The 20,511-nt window shown below is 70.2% G+C and carries 14 protein-coding genes; 4 read left to right on the top strand and 10 right to left on the bottom strand.

Annotated features, from left to right (window positions below; translation table 11 throughout):
- Positions 1-88 precede the first annotated feature (88 nt).
- Both AB0N73_RS02595 and uxaC read right to left on the bottom strand, forming a co-directional pair.
- Positions 89-1,486: a mannitol dehydrogenase family protein gene (locus AB0N73_RS02595; RefSeq protein WP_363560055.1), complete on the bottom strand. Its 1,398-nt coding sequence runs from the start codon at positions 1,484-1,486 to the stop codon at positions 89-91.
- Positions 1,483-2,877, bottom strand: a complete 1,395-nt coding sequence (gene uxaC / locus AB0N73_RS02590; RefSeq protein ID WP_363560053.1) for a glucuronate isomerase — start codon at positions 2,875-2,877, stop codon at positions 1,483-1,485. The genes AB0N73_RS02595 and uxaC overlap by 4 nt, the downstream gene beginning before the upstream one ends.
- Positions 2,878-3,072: 195 nt before the next feature.
- Here uxaC and manD point away from each other — a divergent pair, with 195 nt between their 5' ends.
- On the top strand, positions 3,073-4,314 hold the full coding sequence (manD, locus tag AB0N73_RS02585; RefSeq protein WP_363560051.1) for a D-mannonate dehydratase ManD: 1,242 nt from the start codon (positions 3,073-3,075) through the stop codon (positions 4,312-4,314).
- Positions 4,315-4,378: 64 nt separating this feature from the next.
- On the opposite strand, the gene AB0N73_RS02580 is transcribed toward manD, so the two are convergent.
- The 5 genes from AB0N73_RS02580 to AB0N73_RS02560 form a co-directional block, all read right to left on the bottom strand.
- A complete protein-coding gene (locus AB0N73_RS02580; RefSeq protein ID WP_363560049.1) occupies positions 4,379-6,988 on the bottom strand; it encodes a family 78 glycoside hydrolase catalytic domain in 2,610 nt (869 codons plus the stop codon).
- 50 nt (positions 6,989-7,038) lie between these two features.
- Positions 7,039-9,501 carry a glycoside hydrolase family 3 N-terminal domain-containing protein gene (locus tag AB0N73_RS02575; protein WP_363560047.1) on the bottom strand — a complete coding sequence of 821 codons (2,463 nt, stop codon included), beginning with the start codon at positions 9,499-9,501 and terminating at the stop codon, positions 7,039-7,041.
- A 9-nt stretch (positions 9,502-9,510) separates the two neighbouring features.
- Entirely contained in the window at positions 9,511-10,713 is a 1,203-nt protein-coding gene (locus AB0N73_RS02570) for a family 1 glycosylhydrolase (RefSeq protein WP_363560045.1), read from the bottom strand.
- A gap of 100 nt (positions 10,714-10,813) precedes the next feature.
- Positions 10,814-13,825: a glycoside hydrolase family 2 TIM barrel-domain containing protein gene (locus AB0N73_RS02565; protein ID WP_363560043.1), complete on the bottom strand. Its 3,012-nt coding sequence runs from the start codon at positions 13,823-13,825 to the stop codon at positions 10,814-10,816.
- A 110-nt stretch (positions 13,826-13,935) separates the two neighbouring features.
- Entirely contained in the window at positions 13,936-14,403 is a 468-nt protein-coding gene (locus AB0N73_RS02560) for a MarR family transcriptional regulator (RefSeq protein ID WP_363560041.1), read from the bottom strand.
- 188 nt (positions 14,404-14,591) lie between these two features.
- On the opposite strand from AB0N73_RS02560, the gene AB0N73_RS02555 reads away from it, so the two are divergent.
- Both AB0N73_RS02555 and ykgO read left to right on the top strand, forming a co-directional pair.
- Positions 14,592-16,415, top strand: a complete 1,824-nt coding sequence (locus AB0N73_RS02555) for an NAD(P)/FAD-dependent oxidoreductase (RefSeq protein WP_363560039.1) — start codon at positions 14,592-14,594, stop codon at positions 16,413-16,415.
- Positions 16,416-16,493: 78 nt separating this feature from the next.
- Complete coding sequence (gene ykgO / locus AB0N73_RS02550; protein ID WP_363560037.1) at positions 16,494-16,616, top strand: type B 50S ribosomal protein L36; 123 nt, start codon at positions 16,494-16,496, stop codon at positions 16,614-16,616.
- Positions 16,617-16,678: 62 nt separating this feature from the next.
- On the opposite strand, the gene AB0N73_RS02545 is transcribed toward ykgO, so the two are convergent.
- Complete coding sequence (locus tag AB0N73_RS02545) at positions 16,679-17,932, bottom strand: acyl-CoA dehydrogenase family protein (protein WP_363560035.1); 1,254 nt, start codon at positions 17,930-17,932, stop codon at positions 16,679-16,681.
- Positions 17,933-18,171: 239 nt separating this feature from the next.
- On the opposite strand from AB0N73_RS02545, the gene AB0N73_RS02540 reads away from it, so the two are divergent.
- Positions 18,172-19,128, top strand: a complete 957-nt coding sequence (locus tag AB0N73_RS02540) for a helix-turn-helix domain-containing protein (RefSeq protein ID WP_363560033.1) — start codon at positions 18,172-18,174, stop codon at positions 19,126-19,128.
- 154 nt (positions 19,129-19,282) lie between these two features.
- Here the strand turns inward: AB0N73_RS02540 and AB0N73_RS02535 are convergent, their stop codons facing one another.
- The gene (locus tag AB0N73_RS02535) at positions 19,283-19,843 is read right to left on the bottom strand and encodes an NAD(P)H-dependent oxidoreductase (RefSeq protein ID WP_363560031.1); all 561 of its coding nucleotides are present in this window, start codon (positions 19,841-19,843) and stop codon (positions 19,283-19,285) included.
- Positions 19,844-19,956: 113 nt separating this feature from the next.
- Positions 19,957-20,430: a MarR family transcriptional regulator gene (locus tag AB0N73_RS02530; protein WP_363560029.1), complete on the bottom strand. Its 474-nt coding sequence runs from the start codon at positions 20,428-20,430 to the stop codon at positions 19,957-19,959.
- Between the last annotated feature and the right edge of the window lie 81 nt (positions 20,431-20,511).

The following is a 20,511-nucleotide window of genomic DNA, read 5'->3' as shown; positions in this document are numbered from 1 at the left end:
CTCAGATGATCACGTGATTAGTAGTAAAGCAGTAGGCGGCAATCCTGACAACCGATTGCCAAATATTGGCTCGGGCGTAGCCGAATCGTTACTCCTCGAGTTTAGACAGCGCCCTCTCGACCTCGGAGACGAACGCCTCGTCCGCACCGAGGGCCGGGCTCACGGCGTGCACCCATTGCCGAAGCGCGGTGGTGTCGTCGAGCGCGACCGCCGAGACGGGCAGCGGGATGCGTCCGAGCCGCTCGGCGCGCACCCACGCGGCGAAGGCGAGCGCGCATCCGTCCGCGCGCCCTCCGCGCTCTCGTTCCCGTTCGGCGACGGGGGCGATCCGCAGCCGCAGTTTGGTGCGGGTGTCCTGCGCGATCTGCGCGAGCCGATGCTCGATCCGCGGGTTCTCGAAGCGCGCGAGCAGAGCTTCGCGGTAGGCGGGGATGTCGAGCTCGCGCGGGAGATGACGCTCGTCCTCGTCCCAGAGCCCCGACACCGCGGTGCGGCACACCGGGTCGGCGATCGCCTGCGCGACGGTGGCGTGCCCGCGGACCGAGCCGAGGCAGGCGAGGAGCGTGTGCGCGCCGTTCAGCAGCCAGAGCTTCCGCGCCTCCCAGGACTCCAGGTCGTCGACGAACCGGGCGCCGGCACTCTCCCAGCGCGGTCGCCCGGCCGGGAAGTCGCCGCTGAGCACCCAGTCGTGGAACGGTTCCGCCACGACGGGCACCGCGTCGCCGTACTCCGCGGCGAGCGCCTGACGCTCGGCATCCGCGATGGCGGGGGTGATCCGATCGACCGAGGTCGAGACGAACGCCGCCTGCGTGTCGATCCACCGGCGCAGCGCGGGGCTCGCGGCCTCCGCCCAGCCGGCGAGCCCGCGGGCCAGACGCCCGCCGTTGTCGGGCAGGTTGTCGCACGACACGATGGCGAGCGGTCCGCCGACCCGGCGACGTCGCTCTTCCAGACCCAGGATCAGTCGCCCCGGTGCGGTCTGCGGCCGCGCATCCCTCGCCTCGAGCTCGCCCGCGATGACGCGCTCGATCTCTGCCAGGTCGGCCATCACCGCGGGATCCGTCAGATCGGGGCCGTCGCCGAGGGCGTCCAGCCGATACCCGGCTTCGGTGATCGTCAGGGTCACGACCGCCGTCGTCGTCGCGGCGAGATCGTCGACGAGCGCCGCCACGTCGTCACCGGCGTGTGCGCGCGAGATGCTCCCGACGATCCGGCCGCTGTCGCCCGCCGCGCTGCGCTCGATCAGGGCGTACAGGCCGTCCTGCTCGGTGAGCGCGTCGGCCAGCTCGCGGCGCCGCCCCGCGTACGCGGCGATGCCCCACTGATCGGCGTCGGATGCGGCCGCGGTGTACCAGGCCGTGTGCGAGCGGCTGAAGGCGCCGAGCCCCAGGTGCACGATGCGCACCGGCGGGGGCGACGCCCGGCGGCGCAAGCGGGGCGCGGGGGCGACCCCACCGGCGGTCGGCGCGGAATCGAGGTCGGTCACAGCTTGAACACCCGCTTGGGCTGATCGCCGACCGAGTCGACGATGATGCGCTCGGCGTCCTGGTCGTCGAGGCGCCCCTCGATGACCAGGCGCGCGAGGAACGCGGCGTCGGCGCGGCGCGCGGTGTCGTGGCGGGCCGGGATGGAGAGGAAGGCTCGGGTGTCGTCGATGAAGCCCGACGCACGCGAGAACCCGGCCGTCTCGGTGACGGCGGAGCGGAACCGGGCGATCGCATCGGGGGCGTCGAGGAACCACCACGGCGCACCGATGTACACCGAGGGGTAGAACCCGGCGAGCGGCGCGATCTCGCGCGAGTAGACCGTCTCGTCGACCGCGAACAGCACGAGGTGGAAGTCGCGCGCCGTGCCGAACCGCTCGAGCAGCGGACGCAGCCCCCGTACGAAGTCTGTCCGCACCGGGATGTCGTGGCCGGTGTCGGCGCCGAATCGACGGGCCGTCGGGGTGTGGTGGTTGCGCAGCACGCCGGCGTGCACGGTCATCACGAGCCCGTCGTCGACGCTCATCCGCGCCATCTGGAAGAGCATGTGCGCGCGGAAGGCGCGTCGCTGATCGGCGTCGGCGGCACCGGCGGCGATCGCGGCGAACAGCCGCTCCGCGGACCCCTCGTCGAGGTCGAGCGTCGCCGGGTCCTCGACACCGTGGTCGGTCGACACCGCGCCGTGACGGATGAAGTGCGCCCGGCGCGCCGCGAGCGCATCGAGGTAACCGGCGAAGGTCGCGGGTGCCGATTCGGCGGCGAGGAGGCGCTCGAGTCGTTGCCCGAAATCCGCGCCATCGGGATCGAGATACGCGTCGGGGCGGAAGGTGGGCAGCACGCGCCCCGCCAGCGCCCCCGCGAGACGCGCATGGCCCTGCAGGTCTGCGAGCGGGTCGTCCGTCGTGGCGAGCACCTCGATGCCGAACCGTTCGAACAAGGCGCGGGGGGCGAAGTCCGGCTGCGCCAGCCGCGCGTCGATCGTGTCGTAGACGGCGTCCGCCGTCTCCACGCCGAGCGGCACGTCGATCCCGAGGACTCCCGAGAGCTCTTCCTCGAGCCAGTAGCCGGATGCGGTGCCGGCGAACAGGTGCCAGTGCCGCGCCAACGTGCGCCACACCTCGCGCGGGTCGGCCGAGGCGCCCCCGAGGCCGAGATCCGCGTAGGCGACGCCCGAGGCGTGGAGCAGCCGGGTCACGTAGTGGTCGTGCGTGATGAACAGGTCGGCGGGGTCGGAGAACGCCCGGTCCTCGGCGAGCCACTCGACCGGCACGTGCCCGTGCGGCGACACGATCGGCGCTCCGGCCACGGCCCGGTAGAGCTCCCGTGCGACCGCGCGGGTGGTCGGATCCGCCGGCAGCAGTCGGTCAGGGTCACGTCGTCGTGGCTCACGCATGATCCTCATCCTGCGAGGTGCACTGTCATTTGTCAACCGATTGCATGCCGACGTCTCCCCGGTGCCTCTTGCATGCTGATCGAGCGGGACTCCTCAAGTCGCAACCGCTTGCCATCGACGGCTCGCTCTGTTTCACTGGACGCGACGCAGCGCCGCGCAGGGACCGCCTGCCGGGCATTCGACAGAAAGACCCTCATGCAGCAGATCGACAGAGCCGAAGTGATCGTCACGAGTCCCGATCGCAACTTCGTCACCCTCAAACTGACGACCGCCGACGGAGTGACAGGGCTCGGGGACGCCACGCTCAACGGCCGCGAGCTGGCCGTGGTCGCCTACCTGCAGGAGCACGTCGTGCCTCTGCTCCTGGGTCGCGATGCGTCCCGTATCGAGGACACGTGGCAGTTCCTGTACCGCAGCGCGTACTGGCGCCGCGGTCCTGTCACGATGGCCGCGATCGCCGCCGTCGACATGGCGCTGTGGGACATCAAGGGAAAGGTCGCCGGGCTCCCCGTCTATCAGCTGCTCGGCGGCGCCTCGCGCAACGGCCTGCTCGCCTACGGCCACGCCAGCGGGCGCGACAACGAGGAGCTCTTCGACTCGGTGCGCTCGCATCAGGAGCAGGGCTATCGGGCGATCCGCATCCAGACCGCCGTGCCCGGGCTGAAGTCGATCTACGGCATCGCCTCGAACGCCACCTACGAGGCGAACTCGGGCGTGCGGTACGACCACGAACCCGCGCAGCGCGGCGGGCTCCCGAACGAGGAGGACTGGGACACCCGCAGCTACCTGCGTCACGTTCCCACCGTGTTCGAGGCCGTCCGCAACGAGTTCGGCGGCGAGCTGCCGCTGCTGCACGACGCCCACCACCGGATGACCCCCATCCAGGCGGCGAAGCTCGGCAAGTCCCTCGAGCCGTACGACCTGTTCTGGCTCGAGGACTGCACGCCGGCGGAGAACCAGGAGGCGCTCCGGCTCGTCCGCCAGCACACCACCACGCCGCTCGCGATCGGCGAGATCTTCAACACCGTGTGGGACTACCAGCAGATCATCCGCGAGCAGCTCATCGACTACGTCCGATCCGCGGTGACCCACACCGGCGGCATCACCCATCTCAAGAAGGTGCTCGACTACGCCTCGCAGTACCAGATCAAGTCGGGCATGCACGGCCCGACCGACATCTCGCCGGTCGGCATGGCCGCGGCGATGCACCTCGGGATGTCGATCCACAACTTCGGCATCCAGGAGTACATGAAGCACGGCGAGAAGACCGACAGCGTCTTCCAGCAGTCCTACACATGGCAGGACGGCTTCCTGCACCCCGGCGACAAGCCCGGTCTGGGTGTCGAGCTCGACGTGGATGCCGCCGGCACCTACCCGTACATCCGGGCCTACCTGCCCTACAACCGCCTCGCGGACGGAACCGTCCACGACTGGTGAGCGGGCGACGACGAAGGCCGCGGAGCGAGACGCCCGCGGCCTTCGTCGTCTGTGCCGGTGGCGCTCAGCCGTGTTCGATCACGGCACGGCGCTCGCGGAACGCCCCCGCCGTCACCTCGCGCACGGTGCCGTCCGGGAAGACGACCCGCCCGCGCGCCCCGACCGGAGTGTCCACGGTGATCTCGATGTCGCTGCCGTCGGTCTCCCACCGCACCGCGATCGACCCCTGCGGGCTGTCGAGTCGCCCCTGCGCCCACCGCAGCCCGCCGCCGGTGACCGGTCGGACGGTGAACGACTCCCAGGCCGCGGACTCCTCGTCCTGCGACAGACCGACGAGGTGCGTGTGCAGGAAACGGACGACCGCCCCCTTGCTGTAGTGGTTGAGCGACTCGCGCGCCTCGCCGTGCTCGTCGACGCCCTCCCAGTCCTCCCACACGGTCGTGGCGCCGCGGTCGAGCATCGCCAGCCACGATGGCGACGTGCGCTGCAGCAGCAGCTCGTAGGCGACATCCGCATACCCGGCGTCCGCCAGCACCGGCAGCAGATCGCCGGTCGACAGGAAGCCGGTGCCGAGGTGGGTGTCGGCGCGGCGGATGAGCTCGACCAACCGGTCCGCCGCGGGCCCCCGGAGCGTCGACGGGAGAAGGTCGAAGGCGAGAGCCCGGACGTAGGAGGCCTGCGTGTCGACCGCGGTGCGGCCGTCGTCGCTCACGAACTCCCGCTGCCAGGCATCGCGGATGCGCTCCGCGAGCATCGCGTAGCGTTCGGCCTCGGCAGGCCGGCCCAGAAGCGCGGCGATGCGCGCCACCGTGGCCGTCGAGCGGTACAGGTACGCGGTACCGACCTCGCCGTTGTCCGCCATGAACCACGCCATCGGGTCGTCGGCGACGGGGTCCGCCCGGGTGCCGTCGGCCCGCAACGGCTGCGGCTCGATCCACTCGCCCCAATGGAACGTGCCGTCCCAGAGGTACCGCTCGTGCGCCAGCGGTTCGGCGGAGCGGGCGACACGGGTGTGGTGGCGCGACGAGGCCGCAGCCTCCAGCGCCCACTCCACCCAGCGGCGCATGGCCTCCCAGTTCTCGGCGAGGATCTCGGCGTCGCCGTACGCGCGATACATCTCCCACGGCACGGCCACGATCGCGTCGCCCCATCCCGCTGACCCGGTCATCATCGCGAACTGGTCGTCGAGGTTCTGCCGGATGCGGCGGCCGTCCGGGGAGAAGTTCGCGATGCGGCCGTCGTCCAGCTGGTCGTCGCGCACCGAACGCAGCCATTTGCGGGTGAACCCGGAGACGTCGTACAGCCGGGCCGCCGTCGGCGTGAACACCTGATAGTCGCCGGTCCACGCCAAGCGCTCCCGGGTGGGGCAGTCGGTGGGAACGTCCACGGCGTTGCCGCGGAAGCTCCATTGCGCCATGGCGTGCAGGCGCTCCAGGTCGGCGTCGCTGCACGAGAAGGCGGCGATGGGTGCCAGGTCGGTGTGGACGATCCGCATGCGCACGGTCGCCGGATCGAGGACCGCGTCGGGTCGCCGGATGCGGGCGTACCGGAAGCCGTGGACGGTGTGGCGGGGCTCGAACGAGCTGCCGTCACCCCGCGAGACGACCTCGTCGCGCTGCACGAAGATCGTCGGCGGCTCACCGGGGCGGGAGGAGTCGAGGTGCGACGTCGAGAGGTCGCCGGCCGCGTCGACGTGCTCGCCGTAGTCGATGCTCGTGCGGGTGCCCGCCGGCCCGAGATCGGCCAGCGAGACCCAGCCCGACGCGTTCTGCCCGAAGTCGAGCACCCAGGTGTCGTCGGCCACACGGGTCGCCGACGAGACGGCGCGATCCTCGATGACGCGCACCGGCGGCGCGGGCGACCACGAGATCGGGGGCGCCGCGACCACACCGACCTCCACCGGCTGCGCCGGCGGCACCGCCCGGGTCAGATCGACCCGCTCGCCCTCCATCAGGTCGGCCGACACGATGGACGACGGCCTGCTCGTCCAGCGCGCATCGGTGCGCACGACCTGGTGGGTGCCGTCGACGAGATCGAGGTGGAGCTCGGCGCGGGCCGCGGTGCGAGGGCCCCACTGTGCGGGCATGCGGTGCGCCCCCACCTGGCCGCGGAACCATCCGTCCGACAGCACGATGCGAAGCGTGTTGCGGCCGGCACGGAGGCTCGCCGCGACATCCGACGCCTGCGCGTACAGCGTCTTGTCGTAGGAGGTGGAGCCGGGCGACAGCTCCGCCGTCCCCGCCCGCGTGTCGTTGACGAACGCCTCGTAGACCCCGAGCGCGGTGGCGTACAGCCGTGCCCGTGCGACCGGCACGGCGGGAGGATCGAACGTGGCCTCGAGGACGTACGCGGGACGTCGCCCGGCGGTGTGTCCGGGCTCCTCGACCGGCGAGATCCAATCCGCGGTCCAGTCGGCGTCGAGGAGTCCGCACTCGAGGTCGGACCATGCGGACCACCGGCTCCAGTCCGCATCCGCATTCCGCGTACTGACGCGCCACCGCACCTGCGCTCCGCTGCTCAGCGGCGCCCAGGGCCAGCCGACGACGAGGTGGCGGCCGGACTCGGCCTGCACCTCGGCGAGAGGCACGCCGTCGCGGAGGGCCTGGAGCCGGTACGCCGTCTGCGCCCCCGGCCCCGAGACCTTCCACGACAGGCGCGGCGCGGCCTCCGACACGACGACCTCGTCTCCGCCGCTGTCGACCGACAGTGCGTACGGCGCGGGATTCAGAGCGACTCCTCGGCACCGGCGGGCCGGGGCTCCGACACCCTGACCTCGGGCAGGTACGACCGACGCGCGACGACGGCGGTCTCGCCCGAGACCGTCAGATCGGCCCGCGCGCGGATGTCGTCGGACGACGATCCGGCCATCAGCACCACGGTGCCCGGCGCGGTGACGAAGCGCCCGCCCGCGTCGGAGAAGCCGAGCTGCGACATATCGATCACGACGTCCACCGCGCGCTCCTCTCCGGGCTCGAGCGGCACCCGGGCGAAACCGACGAGCTGCTGCATCGGCCGCGTCATGCCCCGCGTGCGGCATGACGCGTAGAACTGCACGACCTCGACGCCGGACCGATCCCCCGTGTTCCGCACCGCCACCCGGGCACGGATGCGGCCGTCGACCGCGATCGCCTCATCCTCGAGAGCCAGGTCGCCGTAGGCGAAGGAGGTGTAGCTCAGCCCGTGGCCGAACGGGTAGAGCGGCGTCGCTTCGAGGTCGGCGTAGCGCTGGAAGTTGTCGCCGATCTCTCGTCGGTACCCGCTGCCGCGCTTGGCGGACTGGTAGATCGGCACCTGGCCGGTCGCGCGGGGCATCGTGAACGGGAGCTTCCCCTGCGGCGAGGCGGCGCCGAAGAGGACCCGCGCCACGGCGCTCGTCCCCGCCTGCCCCGGGTAGTAAGCCGTGAGGATGGCGGGCACGGCGTCATCCAGCTCCGCGATCGCGAGCGGTTTGCCGGCGAAGAGCACGGCAGCCGTCGGACGACCGACCGCCGCCACGCGGCGTGCGAGCTCGATCTGGTGCGCGGGGAGCGAGACGTCGGCCGTGTCGGTGCCCTCGCCCTCGGTCATCAGGCCGGCGAACGCACCGGAGCGTCCGCCCAGCGCCAGGATGACGATGTCCGCGTCGTGCGCGGCCGCCACGGCATCCGCGATCCCGGCGTCGTCCTGCGTCGCGTCACCGGCGAGCACGCCGATCGCCGGCACCGCCACGACGTCCGCGTCGGGAAGCAGGTCGCGCACGGCGTCCGCCAGGCTGCGGGCACCGTAGTCGTCACGCGTCACCTGGTCGAGGTCGATCGCGGCCATGGCCTCCATGCGGACGGCCGCGGCCTCGCGCATGGCCGGCGGCATGTCGCCCAGCATCCCCTCCATGCCCGCGAGCCGCGCCTGCCCCGTCGCGAGGCCGCGCATCATCTCCAGCGACGCCGGATACGTGTAGTTCGCGAACGACGCGAGCGCGGAATCCGCGTGCGGGCCGACGACGGCGATCCGCCTCGCCGCCGGATCGAACGGCAGCACGGCATCGTTGCGCAGCATCGTGAGCGACTGGTGGGCCAGGTCGGCGGCGATGCCGCCTCCGTCGCGCGCGATCGCCTCGAGTTCGATGGGGTCCTCCGAGACGAACGGCGCCTCGAACAACCCGAGCTCGAACTTCTGCGTCAGCACCCGGTGCACGGCCGTGTCGAGCAGCGTCTCGTCGATCCGCCCGCCCTCCACGGCGGCGGCCAGCGTCGCGCCGTAGCCGAAGGCACCGGGCAGCTCGACGTCGAGTCCGGCGTGCAGCGCGAGCGCACCCGCCTCCTCGGCGTCGCTCGCCGCGGCCTGGCGATCGACCAGGAAGTCGAGCGTCCGGTAGTCGGAGACCACGGTTCCGGTGAACCCGAGCCTGCCGCGCAGCAGATCCGTGAGGACCGCGCGGGAGGCCGCCACGGGCTCGCCGTCGATCTCGGAGTAGCTGTTCATCACGCTGCCGAGGCCGGCGAGCGCGATGGCCGCCTCGAACGGCGTCGCGTACACGTCGTACAGCTCGCGCGGCCCCAGGTGCGTCGCCGCGAGGTTCTGACCGCCCTCGGTCCACCCGTAGGCGAGGAAGTGCTTCGCGGTCGCGATCACACCGTCGGCGAGGTCGTCGCCCTGCAACCCTCCGATGAAGGCCACGCCCATCGCCGTGACGAGCAGGACCTCCTCGCCGTACGTCTCGTGGACGCGGCCCCACCGGGCATCGCGGGCGATGTCGAGCACGGGCGAGAGCGCCTGCGTGACCCCGATCGAGCGCGCCTGCCGGCGGATGAGGTCAGCCATCTCGCCGACGAGGTCGCTGTTCCACGTCGCCGCCAGCCCCGACGGCGTCGGGAAGCTCGTGAACTGCTTCCCGAGGACCCCGTTCAAGGTCTCGTTGTGCACGATGGCGGGGATGCCGAGGCGCGTACGCTCCACCAGGAATCGCTGGAAGGCGTTGTTGGCGGCCGCCAGCACGTGGGGAGCCCCGGCCATGACGTTGACGCCAGAGATGTGACCGATCCCGTGCTCCAGACCGGCCGCCACGCGGTCGGGCGTCGCCAGGCTGTGGGGCAGGATCCCCACGAGCTGCTGAGCCTTCTCGCGCACCGTCATCTGCGCCATCAGCGCCAGCGCGCGGTCGGCGGGGGCCAGTGCGGCGTCCCGGTGGGGCTCGGTCACATCGCTCACGAAGCCTCCTTACGCGAGTCCGTTGCGGCGAGACACATCGCCGAGCCACGCGAGGCTGGGCTTGGGGGTGCGCACGAACGTCTCCCGGTCGGCGGCGATGAGGCCGAAGGTGGGCGCCCAGTGACCCCACTCGTAGTTGTCCAGCAGCGACCAGTGCAGGTAGCCCCGCACATCCACGCCGTCCTCGATCGCACCGGCCAGTGCGGTCAGCGCCTCGCCCGTGTAGGCGATGCGACGGTCGTCGTCCCCCGTCGCGATGCCGTTCTCGGTCACCACGATGGGCACGCCCCCGGTCACGTCCCAGGTGTGCCGCGCCGCGATGCCGAGCGCATCCGGGCGGTACGCCGTGCCGACGAGGGTGTTGTCGGGGTGGGCCGGGTAGGACTCGATGCCGTCGGCGTTGACCCACTGCGTCGAGTACGACTGGACGCCCACGAAGTCGTCGCCGCGGGCGGCTTCGAGGTACAGGTCCTCCCAGATGTACGAGAGCTCGGCCGCCTTCTCCTCGGCGCCGGGCCGCACTTCGAAGGCGCGGTTGGCCACGGTCCAGCCGACCTGCGCGCCGGTGCGCTCGCGCACCAGGTCGCGCACCGCGTGGTGCGCCTCGACCAGGATCTTGCCGATCTCGGGATCGGGGGCGGGGAGCTGGCGTCGTCCCTCGCCCTCGACGGTCGGGCTCGTCCACTTCTTCCGGGACTCGGGATCGTTCATAAGCCGGGACATGCCGGTCATCATCGCGAACATGTTCGGCTCGTTCATCGTGCACACCCACGGCACGCCGTCGAGGATGCTCGTGGCCGCATCCACGTACGAGGTGAACCGGTCGATGGCGGTGCTGCCCAGCCAGCCGCCCTCCTCGGCGAACCACCGCGGGTTCGTGAAGTGGTGGAGCGTGACGACGGGGGTCAGGCCGAGCTCGACGGCCGTGTCGATCATGCGGCGGTAGTGGGCGAGCTCGGCGCGGGAGATCATGCCGGGGCGGGGCTCGATGCGTGCCCACTCGATGCCGAACCGGTAGCTGTTGAGGCCCGCATCCGCGAGCAGCTGCATGTCCTCCCGGTAGCGGTGGTAGCTGTCGATGGCGTCGCCGCTGAACTCCATGCCCGGCGAACGGCCTTCGTTCGCCCAGAAGTCGCTGTTGACGTTGTTGCCCTCGATCTGGTGCGGCGCGGTCGACGCGCCCCAGAGGAAGCCGGGAGGGAAGTTCTTCATTGCACATCCTTCGTCAGAGGGGTTGACACCTCGTGTCAACCGATTGCCATACGGTATCAGAAAATAGTGAGCAGTTACTGAATTCGGGGAGGATCCGGCGTCAGTCCGCGATGCTCAGTCGCCAGCGCCAGGCGTAGTCCGCCCCGTCGAGACGGAAGCCGGGCAGCACGTCGGGACCCAGCCGCGCCGTGCCCACGCCGCGATGCGCGACGTCGAGTGCGACCACGGTGACCTCCGACGCCGGCAGCTCCCACCAGTGCGCCGCCTTCTCGAGCTGGCCCGCCGTGTGGCGGGTCACCGTGGCGTGCAGCTCGCGATCGGCCGACATCGCCACATGGCCCGCGGGCCCCGACAGATCGAGCGCCGTGACCCCGCCGCGCGTGCCGTGATGCTGCGGGTACAGGTAGGGCACGGCCATCGCATCGACGTCGCTCCGCCAGCGGCCGAGCAGTGCGCCCGCGCGCCGATCCGGGTAGTTCTCCTCGGGCCCGAGTCCGATCCACGTCGCGTCACGGATGCCGGGAGCCAGGATGAACTCCACTCCCACCCGGAGCCCGTCGGCGGTGCCCTCGGGCAGGGTCACCCGCTCGTCGAAGACCCAGTCGGCATCGCCGATCGCGATCACGCGCCGGTGATGCACGACGGCGGCACCGAACGCGGCACGGTACGTGGTCGTCACGGTCGCCGACGCCTCGTCGGTCGAGACCTCGACGTCCTCGGGCTCGAGCGAGAAGAACCCGCTGCGCACGAAGCGGTTGTCGAGGGCGAACGACTCGTCGTTGTCGGTCAGCGCCCGCCACAGCGAGAGCCGGGGCGGCGAGACGAGCAGCGGATGCGTGATGTCGCCCTCCACCAGGACGGGCGTCGTTCCCGCATCCGGGAGCGGGTCGGCCGGGCGCCCCGTCCTCACCTGGAGGATCGCTCGCTCGGTGCCCGCCGGCGCCCACGGCTCCGCTTCCGCGGTGCGCACGACCAGAGAGAGCGCCAGCGCGTCCGGGTGGGCCAGCGCGGCGACCACCGGGGCGGGCAGCGGGATGTCGACCTCGCCGCCGGCCGGCGCCGCGACCCCGGTCAGATCCGTCTCGGCGGAGACCCCGCTCGTCGTCTCGACCCGCACGGCGAACTCCAGCGCGTCCAATCCGGCGAAGCTCTGCCTGTTGCGGATGCGGATACTCCCCCGTCGGGCGTCGTCGACGTCCGAGACCACCCGTACCGGCGCGAAGAGCGCGCGCGCCTCGCAGAACGCGGGCTTGGGGGTGAGATCCGAGAAGGCGAGGCCGTTGAGCATGACGTAGCCGTCGTTCGGATGGTCGCCGAAGTCTCCGCCGTACCGGCCCCGCCCGTCGCCGTCCGGGTCGAGGGCGTGATCGAGGAACTCCCAGATGAACCCGCCCTGGAGGCCCGGCAGCGTCTCGAAGAGCTCCCAGTAGCGGGCGAGCCCCCCGGTGCTGTTGCCCTGCGAGTAGGCGTACTCGCACAGGATGAGCGGGCGATCCGAGCGCGGATCCGCCGAGAACGCGATGAGCGAGTCGAAGGACGGGTACATCGGGCACACCACGTCCGTGGCGGCGTGCCCGGCGTGCCAATCGGACGACAGTGCACCCTCGTAGTGGATGGGGCGCGTCGGGTCGACAGCGCGCGACCATGCGGCGAGGGCGTCGTGAGCGGCGCCATAGCCCGTCTCGTTTCCGAGCGACCAGAGGATGACGCAGGGGTGGTTGCGGTCGCGGATGAGCATCCGCGAGTAGCGCTCGTGGAACGACGCCAAGTAGCGCGGATCGTCCGCGATCGAGCCGGCGAACGCGTGGCCTTCGATGTTGGCCTCGTCGACGACGTAGAAGCCGTACTCGTCGCACAGATCGAGGAAGACCGGATCATTGGGGTAGTGCGAGGTGCGGATCGCGTTGACGTTGAACCGCTTGAGCAGCGCCAGCTCGTCGTGCAGGCGCTCACGGGTCATCACGCGTCCGGTGCGGGGGTCCACGTCGTGACGATTCACCCCCTGGATGAGGATGCGTTCGCCGTTCACGAGCAGATCCCGGCCCACGATCTCGACCCGCCGGAATCCGACGCGAACGCTCGCCCGGTCGACGGCGACGCCCTCGGCGTTGCGCAGCACGACCGCGATCGTCTCGAGGTGCGGCGTCTCGGCCGTCCACGGCGAGACGGCGAGATCGGTGCGTTCATCGCGGGCGACGCCGGCGACGGCGCCGTGCACGAGGGTCTGCGCGAACTGCCCGGCGATCGCGGCGAAGCGTTCCGGCACGGGCGCTCCCGCCGCCTGGATGCTGAGCAGGTCCATGAAGTCCGGGGGCAGTCGGGGCGGCGGGCACTCGGCGCGCACGTCGGCGGGCTTGGGGATCGTCTGCGCCGCCTGCCGCGCGGGCACGGCGACCGTGCGCGTCTCGCCCAGCAGGTCGACGTCGACGGTCCACCCGGCGACCCCCTCGCTGTCCGAGACGCCGGTCGTCTCGACGTCGATGCGCACGGAGCCGAGACCGCTGGCCGCGTCGTAATCGGCGACGACCACGACATCCGCGATGCGCGCGAGGGGGACCTCGGTGAGGTGCACGCTGCGCGAGATGCCGGACTGCCACCACTGGTCCTGGTCCTCCAAGTAGGTCTGCGACGACCACTTGGCGACGCGCAGGTCGATCGTGTTGTCGCCGTCGACGACCGCGTCGGTGACGTCGAACTCGGCCTCGAGGTGCGAGTCGGTGCTCGATCCGATCTCGCGCCCGTTCACGACGACCCGGAGATGGCCCTCGGCCGCGCCCACGTGGAGGATCAGCCGGCGGTCGCGCGCAGGCGTCAGTCGCACGGTGCGTCGGTAGACGCCGACGGGGTTGCGGGCCGGGACGATCGGCGGGGCGTCGACGAAGGGCATCGGCACGTTCGTGTACTGCGCCGGGTCGTCGGCACGACGCATCGTCCACAGCTCCGGCACCTGTACGGCCTCCCAGTCCGTGGCGAGGTCCGCACCGTCGCTCTCCAGCAGTTGGAAGTCCCACGCACCGTCGAGCGGGATGTCGGCGGCCCGCCGGATCGAGTGGATGGGGAGGCGCCCGACGGCGGAACTCAGCGCGCTGGCATCTCGGGCAAAGGTCGTCATTGCATCCTCCTCGGCCACCTGGGAACCGGTTGCCACGTCCACGGTAACAGAATGCCGTAAGACCTTTCTATTTTTCTCTGACCCCGCCGCACCGGCCGAGAAGGCTCGGCTCACCGCCCGGCGTCGCTCCGGAGGACGCGGGCGAGCGCGCTCAGGCCCGCCTCGAGAGCGATCAGCTCGTCGGTCGTCAGCCGCGCGAGGATGTCGGCGCCGAGCTCGGGTCGCGCGCCCATGACCTCGCGCACGACGGCGCGGCCGAGGTCGGTCGCATGCACGCGCCGCACCCTCAGATCGTCCGGATCCTTGCGGCGCTCGACGACGCCGGCGGCGACCAGGCGGTCGACGAAATTCGACATCGAGGGCAAGGCCACGGCGAAATCCCGACCCAGCTCGGCCACCGACGCTCCCCCGTCGGTCGTCACCACGATGGCGAGCACACGCAGCTGCTGGAGCGTGAGCCGGCTCGTGCGCAGCGGCTCGAGCATCCGCGGGATGGAGCGCACGGCGATGGCGAGCGAGACCGCCTCGATCCCGGCCATCGCTGCGGCGCGCGGCGTCGGCGCACCCTCGTCATCCATCGCATCACGGTATCCCAGTGGACTCACAGCGACAGAAAGTTAGCCCAAAGCTAACCTTTTCACGAATCGAGAATCCGATCCGAGGTCGTGTCGGCGCACCGAGATCGGGCGGGGAACCGCTCGGTCATGACACGTCCTGCGTGCTCATCGTCGCGCCGTCGGCCGCCAGCGACAGGAGCACGACACCCATGACCGCGTCGACATCCCCCCACACCGACGACATCGACCTGGACGCCCTCCGCGCCCGCTACCGCGCGGAGCGCGACCGACGCATCCGACCCGACGGCGCCGCCCAGTACCGGCGCGCTGCGGGACGCTTCGGCTACTACGCCAAGGATCCGTACACCGCGCGCGTCGAGCGCGATCCGGTGACCGACGCGGTCGACACTCTCGTCATCGGCGCCGGCTTCGGCGGCCTCCTCACTGCCAGCAGACTTCGCCAGGCCGGAGCGGATTCCATCCGGCTCATGGATGAGGCGGGCGACGTGGGCGGCACCTGGTACTGGAACCGCTACCCCGGCATCCACTGCGACGTGGAGTCGTACGTCTACATGCCGCTGCTCGAGGAGCTCGACTACATCCCGCAATGGCGGTACGCCCCGGGTGAGGAGATCCGCCGCCATGCGGTCGCCATCGCCGAGCGGTTCGATCTCTTCCGCGACGCGCTCTTCCAGACGCGGGCCACCGCGCTGACGTGGGACGACGATGCGGGACACTGGCGCGTCGAGACGGACCGCGGCGACCGCTTCACGGCACGCCACGTCGTCGTATCGTCGGGAACCCTCACCGAGCCCAAGCTGCCGGGGATCCCCGGGATCGAGACCTTCCGCGGCCACACCTTCCATACCAGCAGGTGGGATTACGGCTACACGGGCGGCGACGCCGGGGGCGGACTGACGAAGCTCGGCGACCGGCGCGTCGCGGTGGTCGGCACGGGCGCGACGGGCCTGCAGGTCGTACCGCACCTTGCCGAAGCGGCGGGCCACCTCTTCGTCTTCCAGCGCACGCCGTCGACGGTCGATGTCCGCGACAACCGCCGCACGGATCCGGCGTGGGCGGCATCGCTGCAGCCCGGGTGGCAACGGGAGCGGATGGACAACTTCCTCGCGGTGCTCGCCGGGGAGCCGGTGGAGAAGAGCCTCGTCACCGACGGATGGACGCAGACACCGCACCTGCAGCGGCAGATCATCTCGGGCGCGGTCGACACGTCGCTCTCGCCCGAGGACCGGGCGATCGCCGACGAACGCGCCGACGCCGAGACCATGAACCGCATCCGCGCTCGCGTCGACGAGGTGATCGACGACCCCGCGACGGCCGAGCTGCTCAAGCCCTGGTACCGCTATATGTGCAAGCGTCCCGGCTTCAGCGACACCTACCTGCCCGCCTTCAACCGCGAGAACGTGACCCTCGTCGACACGGCGGATCACGGCGGCATCACCCGCCTCACCGAGACCGCCATCGTCGTGGGCGACACCGCCTACGAGGTGGATGCCGTCATCTTCGCGACGGGCTTCGAGGTCGGGATCTCGGGCGTCATGTCGGGCACCCTGCCCGTGTACGGCCGGGGCGGGCAGACTCTGCTCGAGGCCTGGCGGTTCGGTCCCCGTACCCTGCACGGGTTCTCGACCCACGGCTTCCCGAACCTGTTCCACCTCGGGGCCGTCCAGAACGCGAACTCCGTCAACTTCGCCCACATCCTGCAGGACCAGGCGGAGCACATCGCCGCGGTGATCACGCGGGCCGAGGAGCGCGGCGTCCGCGTCATCGAGCCGAGCGTCGTGGCCGAGGAGGCGTGGGGGCGCGAGGTCGTGTCGACGGCGCACGACACGACGGCCTTCCAGGCGGAGTGCACTCCGGGCTACTACAACGGCGAGGGCACCCGCGCGATCACGGGCATGACGTACAGCCCGGGTCCGGTCGCCTTCCGCCGCCTCTTGGAGGAATGGCGCGCGGGCGACATGGCCGATGTGCTGGGCGCGCCGGCACCGGCGTCCGCGTCCGCCGCGCGGTGAACACGCCGGAGGAGCCGGGGCCATCCACATCCGCTATGGTGTGAGAATCATTCTCAATAAAAACCAGGTGGTGAGGACATGAAGGTCCGCAACTCGCTCAAGTCCATGAAGAACATGCCGGGGGCGCAGGTGGTGCGCCGCCGGGGTCGCGTCTTCGTCATCAACAAGCTCAACCCGCGGTTCAAAGCCCGTCAGGGATGAGCCTTCCTCCCCCGGCGGAGACGGTCGCGCGCGGCGCCGCCGTCTCCGCCGGGTGAGGCGCGCTAGGCGGAGAGCCGGTTCTCGCCCGCCGCCAGGTGGTCGTAGTCGGGGTTGCGAAGCAGCTCGTGCAGGTGACGACGGCGGACGCCCATGTTGCCGCCGTCGTAGACGGGGAAGCAGAGTACGTCCTGCATGATCTCGCCGAGAGCCGAACGATCGCCGTACGAGTCGACGCCGACCAGACGCATCGCGTCGTACACGGTCTGCACCGACAACTCGGAGTTGTAGATCTTCACCATGTTCGACAACTCGCGATCGAGCCCGCCCGTCTTGTCGAAGTGATCGGCAGCCTTCCACGCGAAGTAGCGCCCCACCTCGATCCGGGTCTTGATGTCGGCGAGCATGTACCCCGCATTCTGATGCTCGATGACCGGCACGCTGCCCGAGCGCTTCTCGGTCTTGACGAAGTCGTACGCGAGCTCGAACGCGGCGCGCATCTTGCCGACCGCGGCGGCCCCGATGCTCGAGCACGTCCAGGAGAAGGCTCCCTTCGTCAGGGCCAGGCCGTCGCCGGGAGCCCCGATGAGGTTGGAGAGCGGGACGCGCACATCCCGGAACTCCACGACCGGCGAATTGGTCGCGCGGTGCCCGAACGTGTCGATGATGCCGGTGATCTCCACTCCCGGCGTCCCCTTCTCGACCACGATGATCGCCAGCGACTCCTCCGGCGGCTTGGTCGGGTCGATCCGGCACACCACGCTGATCACGTCGGCGCCGTCATCGTCCCATCCGGAGGCGTTCGTCGTGTACGCCTTGCTGCCGTTGATGACCCACTCGTCGCCGTCCTGCACAGCGAAGGTCTGCACTCCGTACTGGGGATCCGGGTGATCGAAGTTCGCCCCGCCCGCCGACTCGGTGAACGCGATGGCGGCGAGCGCCGGACGACCGTCCAGGAACGGAGCGAAGAAGCGCTCCTTCTGCTCCGGCGTCCCGGCTGCGACGATCGGAAACAGTCCCAGCCCGGTGCCCAGGATCGCCGACGGCACATTGACGTCGATCCTCGCCAGCTCTTCGCACGCGAGAGCGAAATCCAGGTTGCTGAAGCGGTGTCCCCCGTTCTCGGCGGGGATCAGGCCGCGCACGAATCCCGCATCCACCATCTCTTGATAGAAGGGCTTCAGCGATCGGAATCGGACGAGGGGATCGGACGATGACGCGATGGCGCTCCCGACACCGCTCAGGACGTTCTCGGCGAAGTCTCGCGCCTGCAACCGCAGACCGAGCTGCTGTTCGGAGAGTGTGAAATCGATGGGCATCGGGGAGCTCCATTTCTGCCTGTTCGGGATGGGTCCGGGTAGCGTCGCAGGCTCGATCTCCCGGCGAATCGTACGAACGCGCACGGCAGGTGGGATGACCGTGCACACCGCGCTCATGTGAGGAAACGGTTACAGCGGGGAAATCCACGGCGAGGCAAGGGGAAACATCGCGTTGGTCTGCTGACTCTGCAACACGTCACGGCGCACACGATCTGCGGACCAGGGAAGGGAGCGGAGCCGTGCAACGGTGGAACACGACCGACCGCCCCACCTCCGAGCAGTACGCGTACTGGCGCGAAGTGGTGTGCGAGGCTTTCACCCCGCTTCGACCGACGGCTCGGGGCTCGCTGGACTCCTGGCGAGACTCCGGCCTCGACGGATGGGTCGACTCGCACGCGTTCGGCTCTGTCAACGGGGCGGAGATCGCCACGTGCGCGCAGACCATGCGTCATGACGACGAAGAGGTCAGCCGCGTGTCGGACGAGGTGGTGTTCGTCAACCTGATGCTGAGCGGGCGCTGCATGGTCAGTCAGGGCTCACAACACGCATGGTCGGGTCCCGGGACGTTCTCTCTCGTCGACGCCGCGCGTCCGTTCCGCCTCGATTACGTCGACGACTGGCGCACGATCTCCTTCCGAGTGCCGTCCTCGCAGATTCCGGAGGGCATCGGAGCGGGCCTCACGGCACAGCCGTTCTCGGCCGGCCGCGGGATCGGTGCCGTGCTCGCGGACACGATGCGCGCAGCGTGGGCGAGTGCTGCACAGCTGACCGATTCGCAGGCGAGCGCCACGGGTGCCGCGATCGCCTCGCTCGTGAGCGCTCTGGCACAGGGAGGGCCGAGGGACGGGGCCGAGGACGAACCCGCCCGAGACGACGCGCTGCGACGCAGTATCGAGCACTTCGTGGCGCGCCATCTCCAGTACGGCGACACCTCCCCCGGTGCGATCGCCCAGCACTTCGCCATCTCGGTGCGCAAGCTCCATCAGCTCTACGAGAGCGCCCCCCTGACGTTCGGCCAGACGGTCATGCGGTTGCGCGTGGAGAAGTGCGCGGACGACATGGTGTCGGCGGCAGGCCGCGTCACGCTCACGTACCTGGCGGCGAAGTGGGGGTTCAGCGACCTCTCGCATCTCAATCGCGCCTTCCGTCAGCATCTGGGTGACTCGGCGCGTGGATACGCAGCGTCGCATGCCTGACCGGATCCCGCGATCCATGCGCACGGTCGGCGGAGGATGGGGAGCCGACGGGGTGGGGCTCTGACTCCGCCCCGTCGGCCATCCGCGCATCGGGGGAGGATGCGGCTACGACACCGCCCCGACGACCGGCTCCGGATGCCGCGTCACCGCTTCCTCAGGCGCGGAGCGATTTCAGCGCGCCCGCCCACGCCTCGACCTGGCCGAACAGCACGCCGGCGGCGTCGGTGTGCTGCGCGCCGGGCGCGAAGGTGCTGAAGTTCTCGAAGTCGCTGAACAGCGAGAAGCTGAGCTGCTGACGCACATCGGCGAGCTGCAACTCGGCGGCGATGCCCCGCAGGTGCTCGATGGCGCGGGCTCCACCCAGGCTGCCGTACGACACGAACCCGGCCGACTTGTTGTTCCACTCCGTGTAGAGGTAGTCGATGGCGTTCTTCAGCACGCCCGAGGTGGAGTGGTTGTACTCCGGGGTGACGAAGATGTAGCCGTCGTACTGGCTGATCTTGGCCGACCACTGCTTGGTGTGCTCGTTCGCGTACGCGCCGAACGACGGCGGCGCAGCCTCGTCGAGGTGGGGCAGGGGGAAGTCGAGGAGGTCGACGAGCTCGTACGTGGCCTCGCGACCCGCCGCCTGTTCGACGACCCAGTCGGCGACTGCCTTCCCGTTTCGTCCGGGGCGGGTGCTGCCGAGGATGACGGCGATACGAAGGTCTGACATGGGGATTCACTTTCGTCCGGTGGTGGATTCGTCATTCCCGCAGGGCACGGGGATGTTCGGAAGGCGCGACGAAGCGCGCGGCGTCGCGCCGCGATCGCTCCGAGGTGGGCCGGTCAGGAGGGGGCGTCGAGCCCGAGATGTTCGCGCAGGGACTCGGTCATCTGCTCGACGTGGTCGAGCTGTTCCCGCGAGAGCGCATCGAGGAAGAGGTCCTGGATCGCCTTCAAGTGCGGAACGGACCCTCGCCGGAAGGCCGCGGCACCGGTGTCGGTGAGCACGATCTGGGACCCACGGCTGTCGTCGGCGCACCGTTCGCGGCGGATGAGCTCGCGCTTCTCCATCCTGCCGAGGTGATGCGAGAGCCGGCTGCGCTCCCACCCGATCGAGTCCGCGAGTTCTGAGGACCGCAACGACCGTCCCGCTGCCTCGCTCAGAGCCAGGAGGACGTGATAGTCCCCGGAGGAGAGGGCCGAGTCGCTCTGCAGTCGGCTCTCGAGGCGCGCTCTGAGGATCTCTGCCGTCTCGATGTAGTTGCGCCAGATCCGCAACTGCTCCGCATCGATCGACTTCCTGCCCTGCGTGCTCATGGCACCTCCCTGCGCTGTGCCTCCAGCATAAGGACGACTTTATTGACGTGTCAAGCTTGACACGTCAACTTCTATCACTGA

This window comes from Microbacterium sp. NPDC089189, assembly GCF_040685095.1.
Classification (GTDB): Bacteria; Actinomycetota; Actinomycetes; order Actinomycetales; family Microbacteriaceae; genus Microbacterium.
Note: the sequence above shows the minus strand (reverse complement) of the source record. Positions and strands in the feature narration are given on the sequence as shown.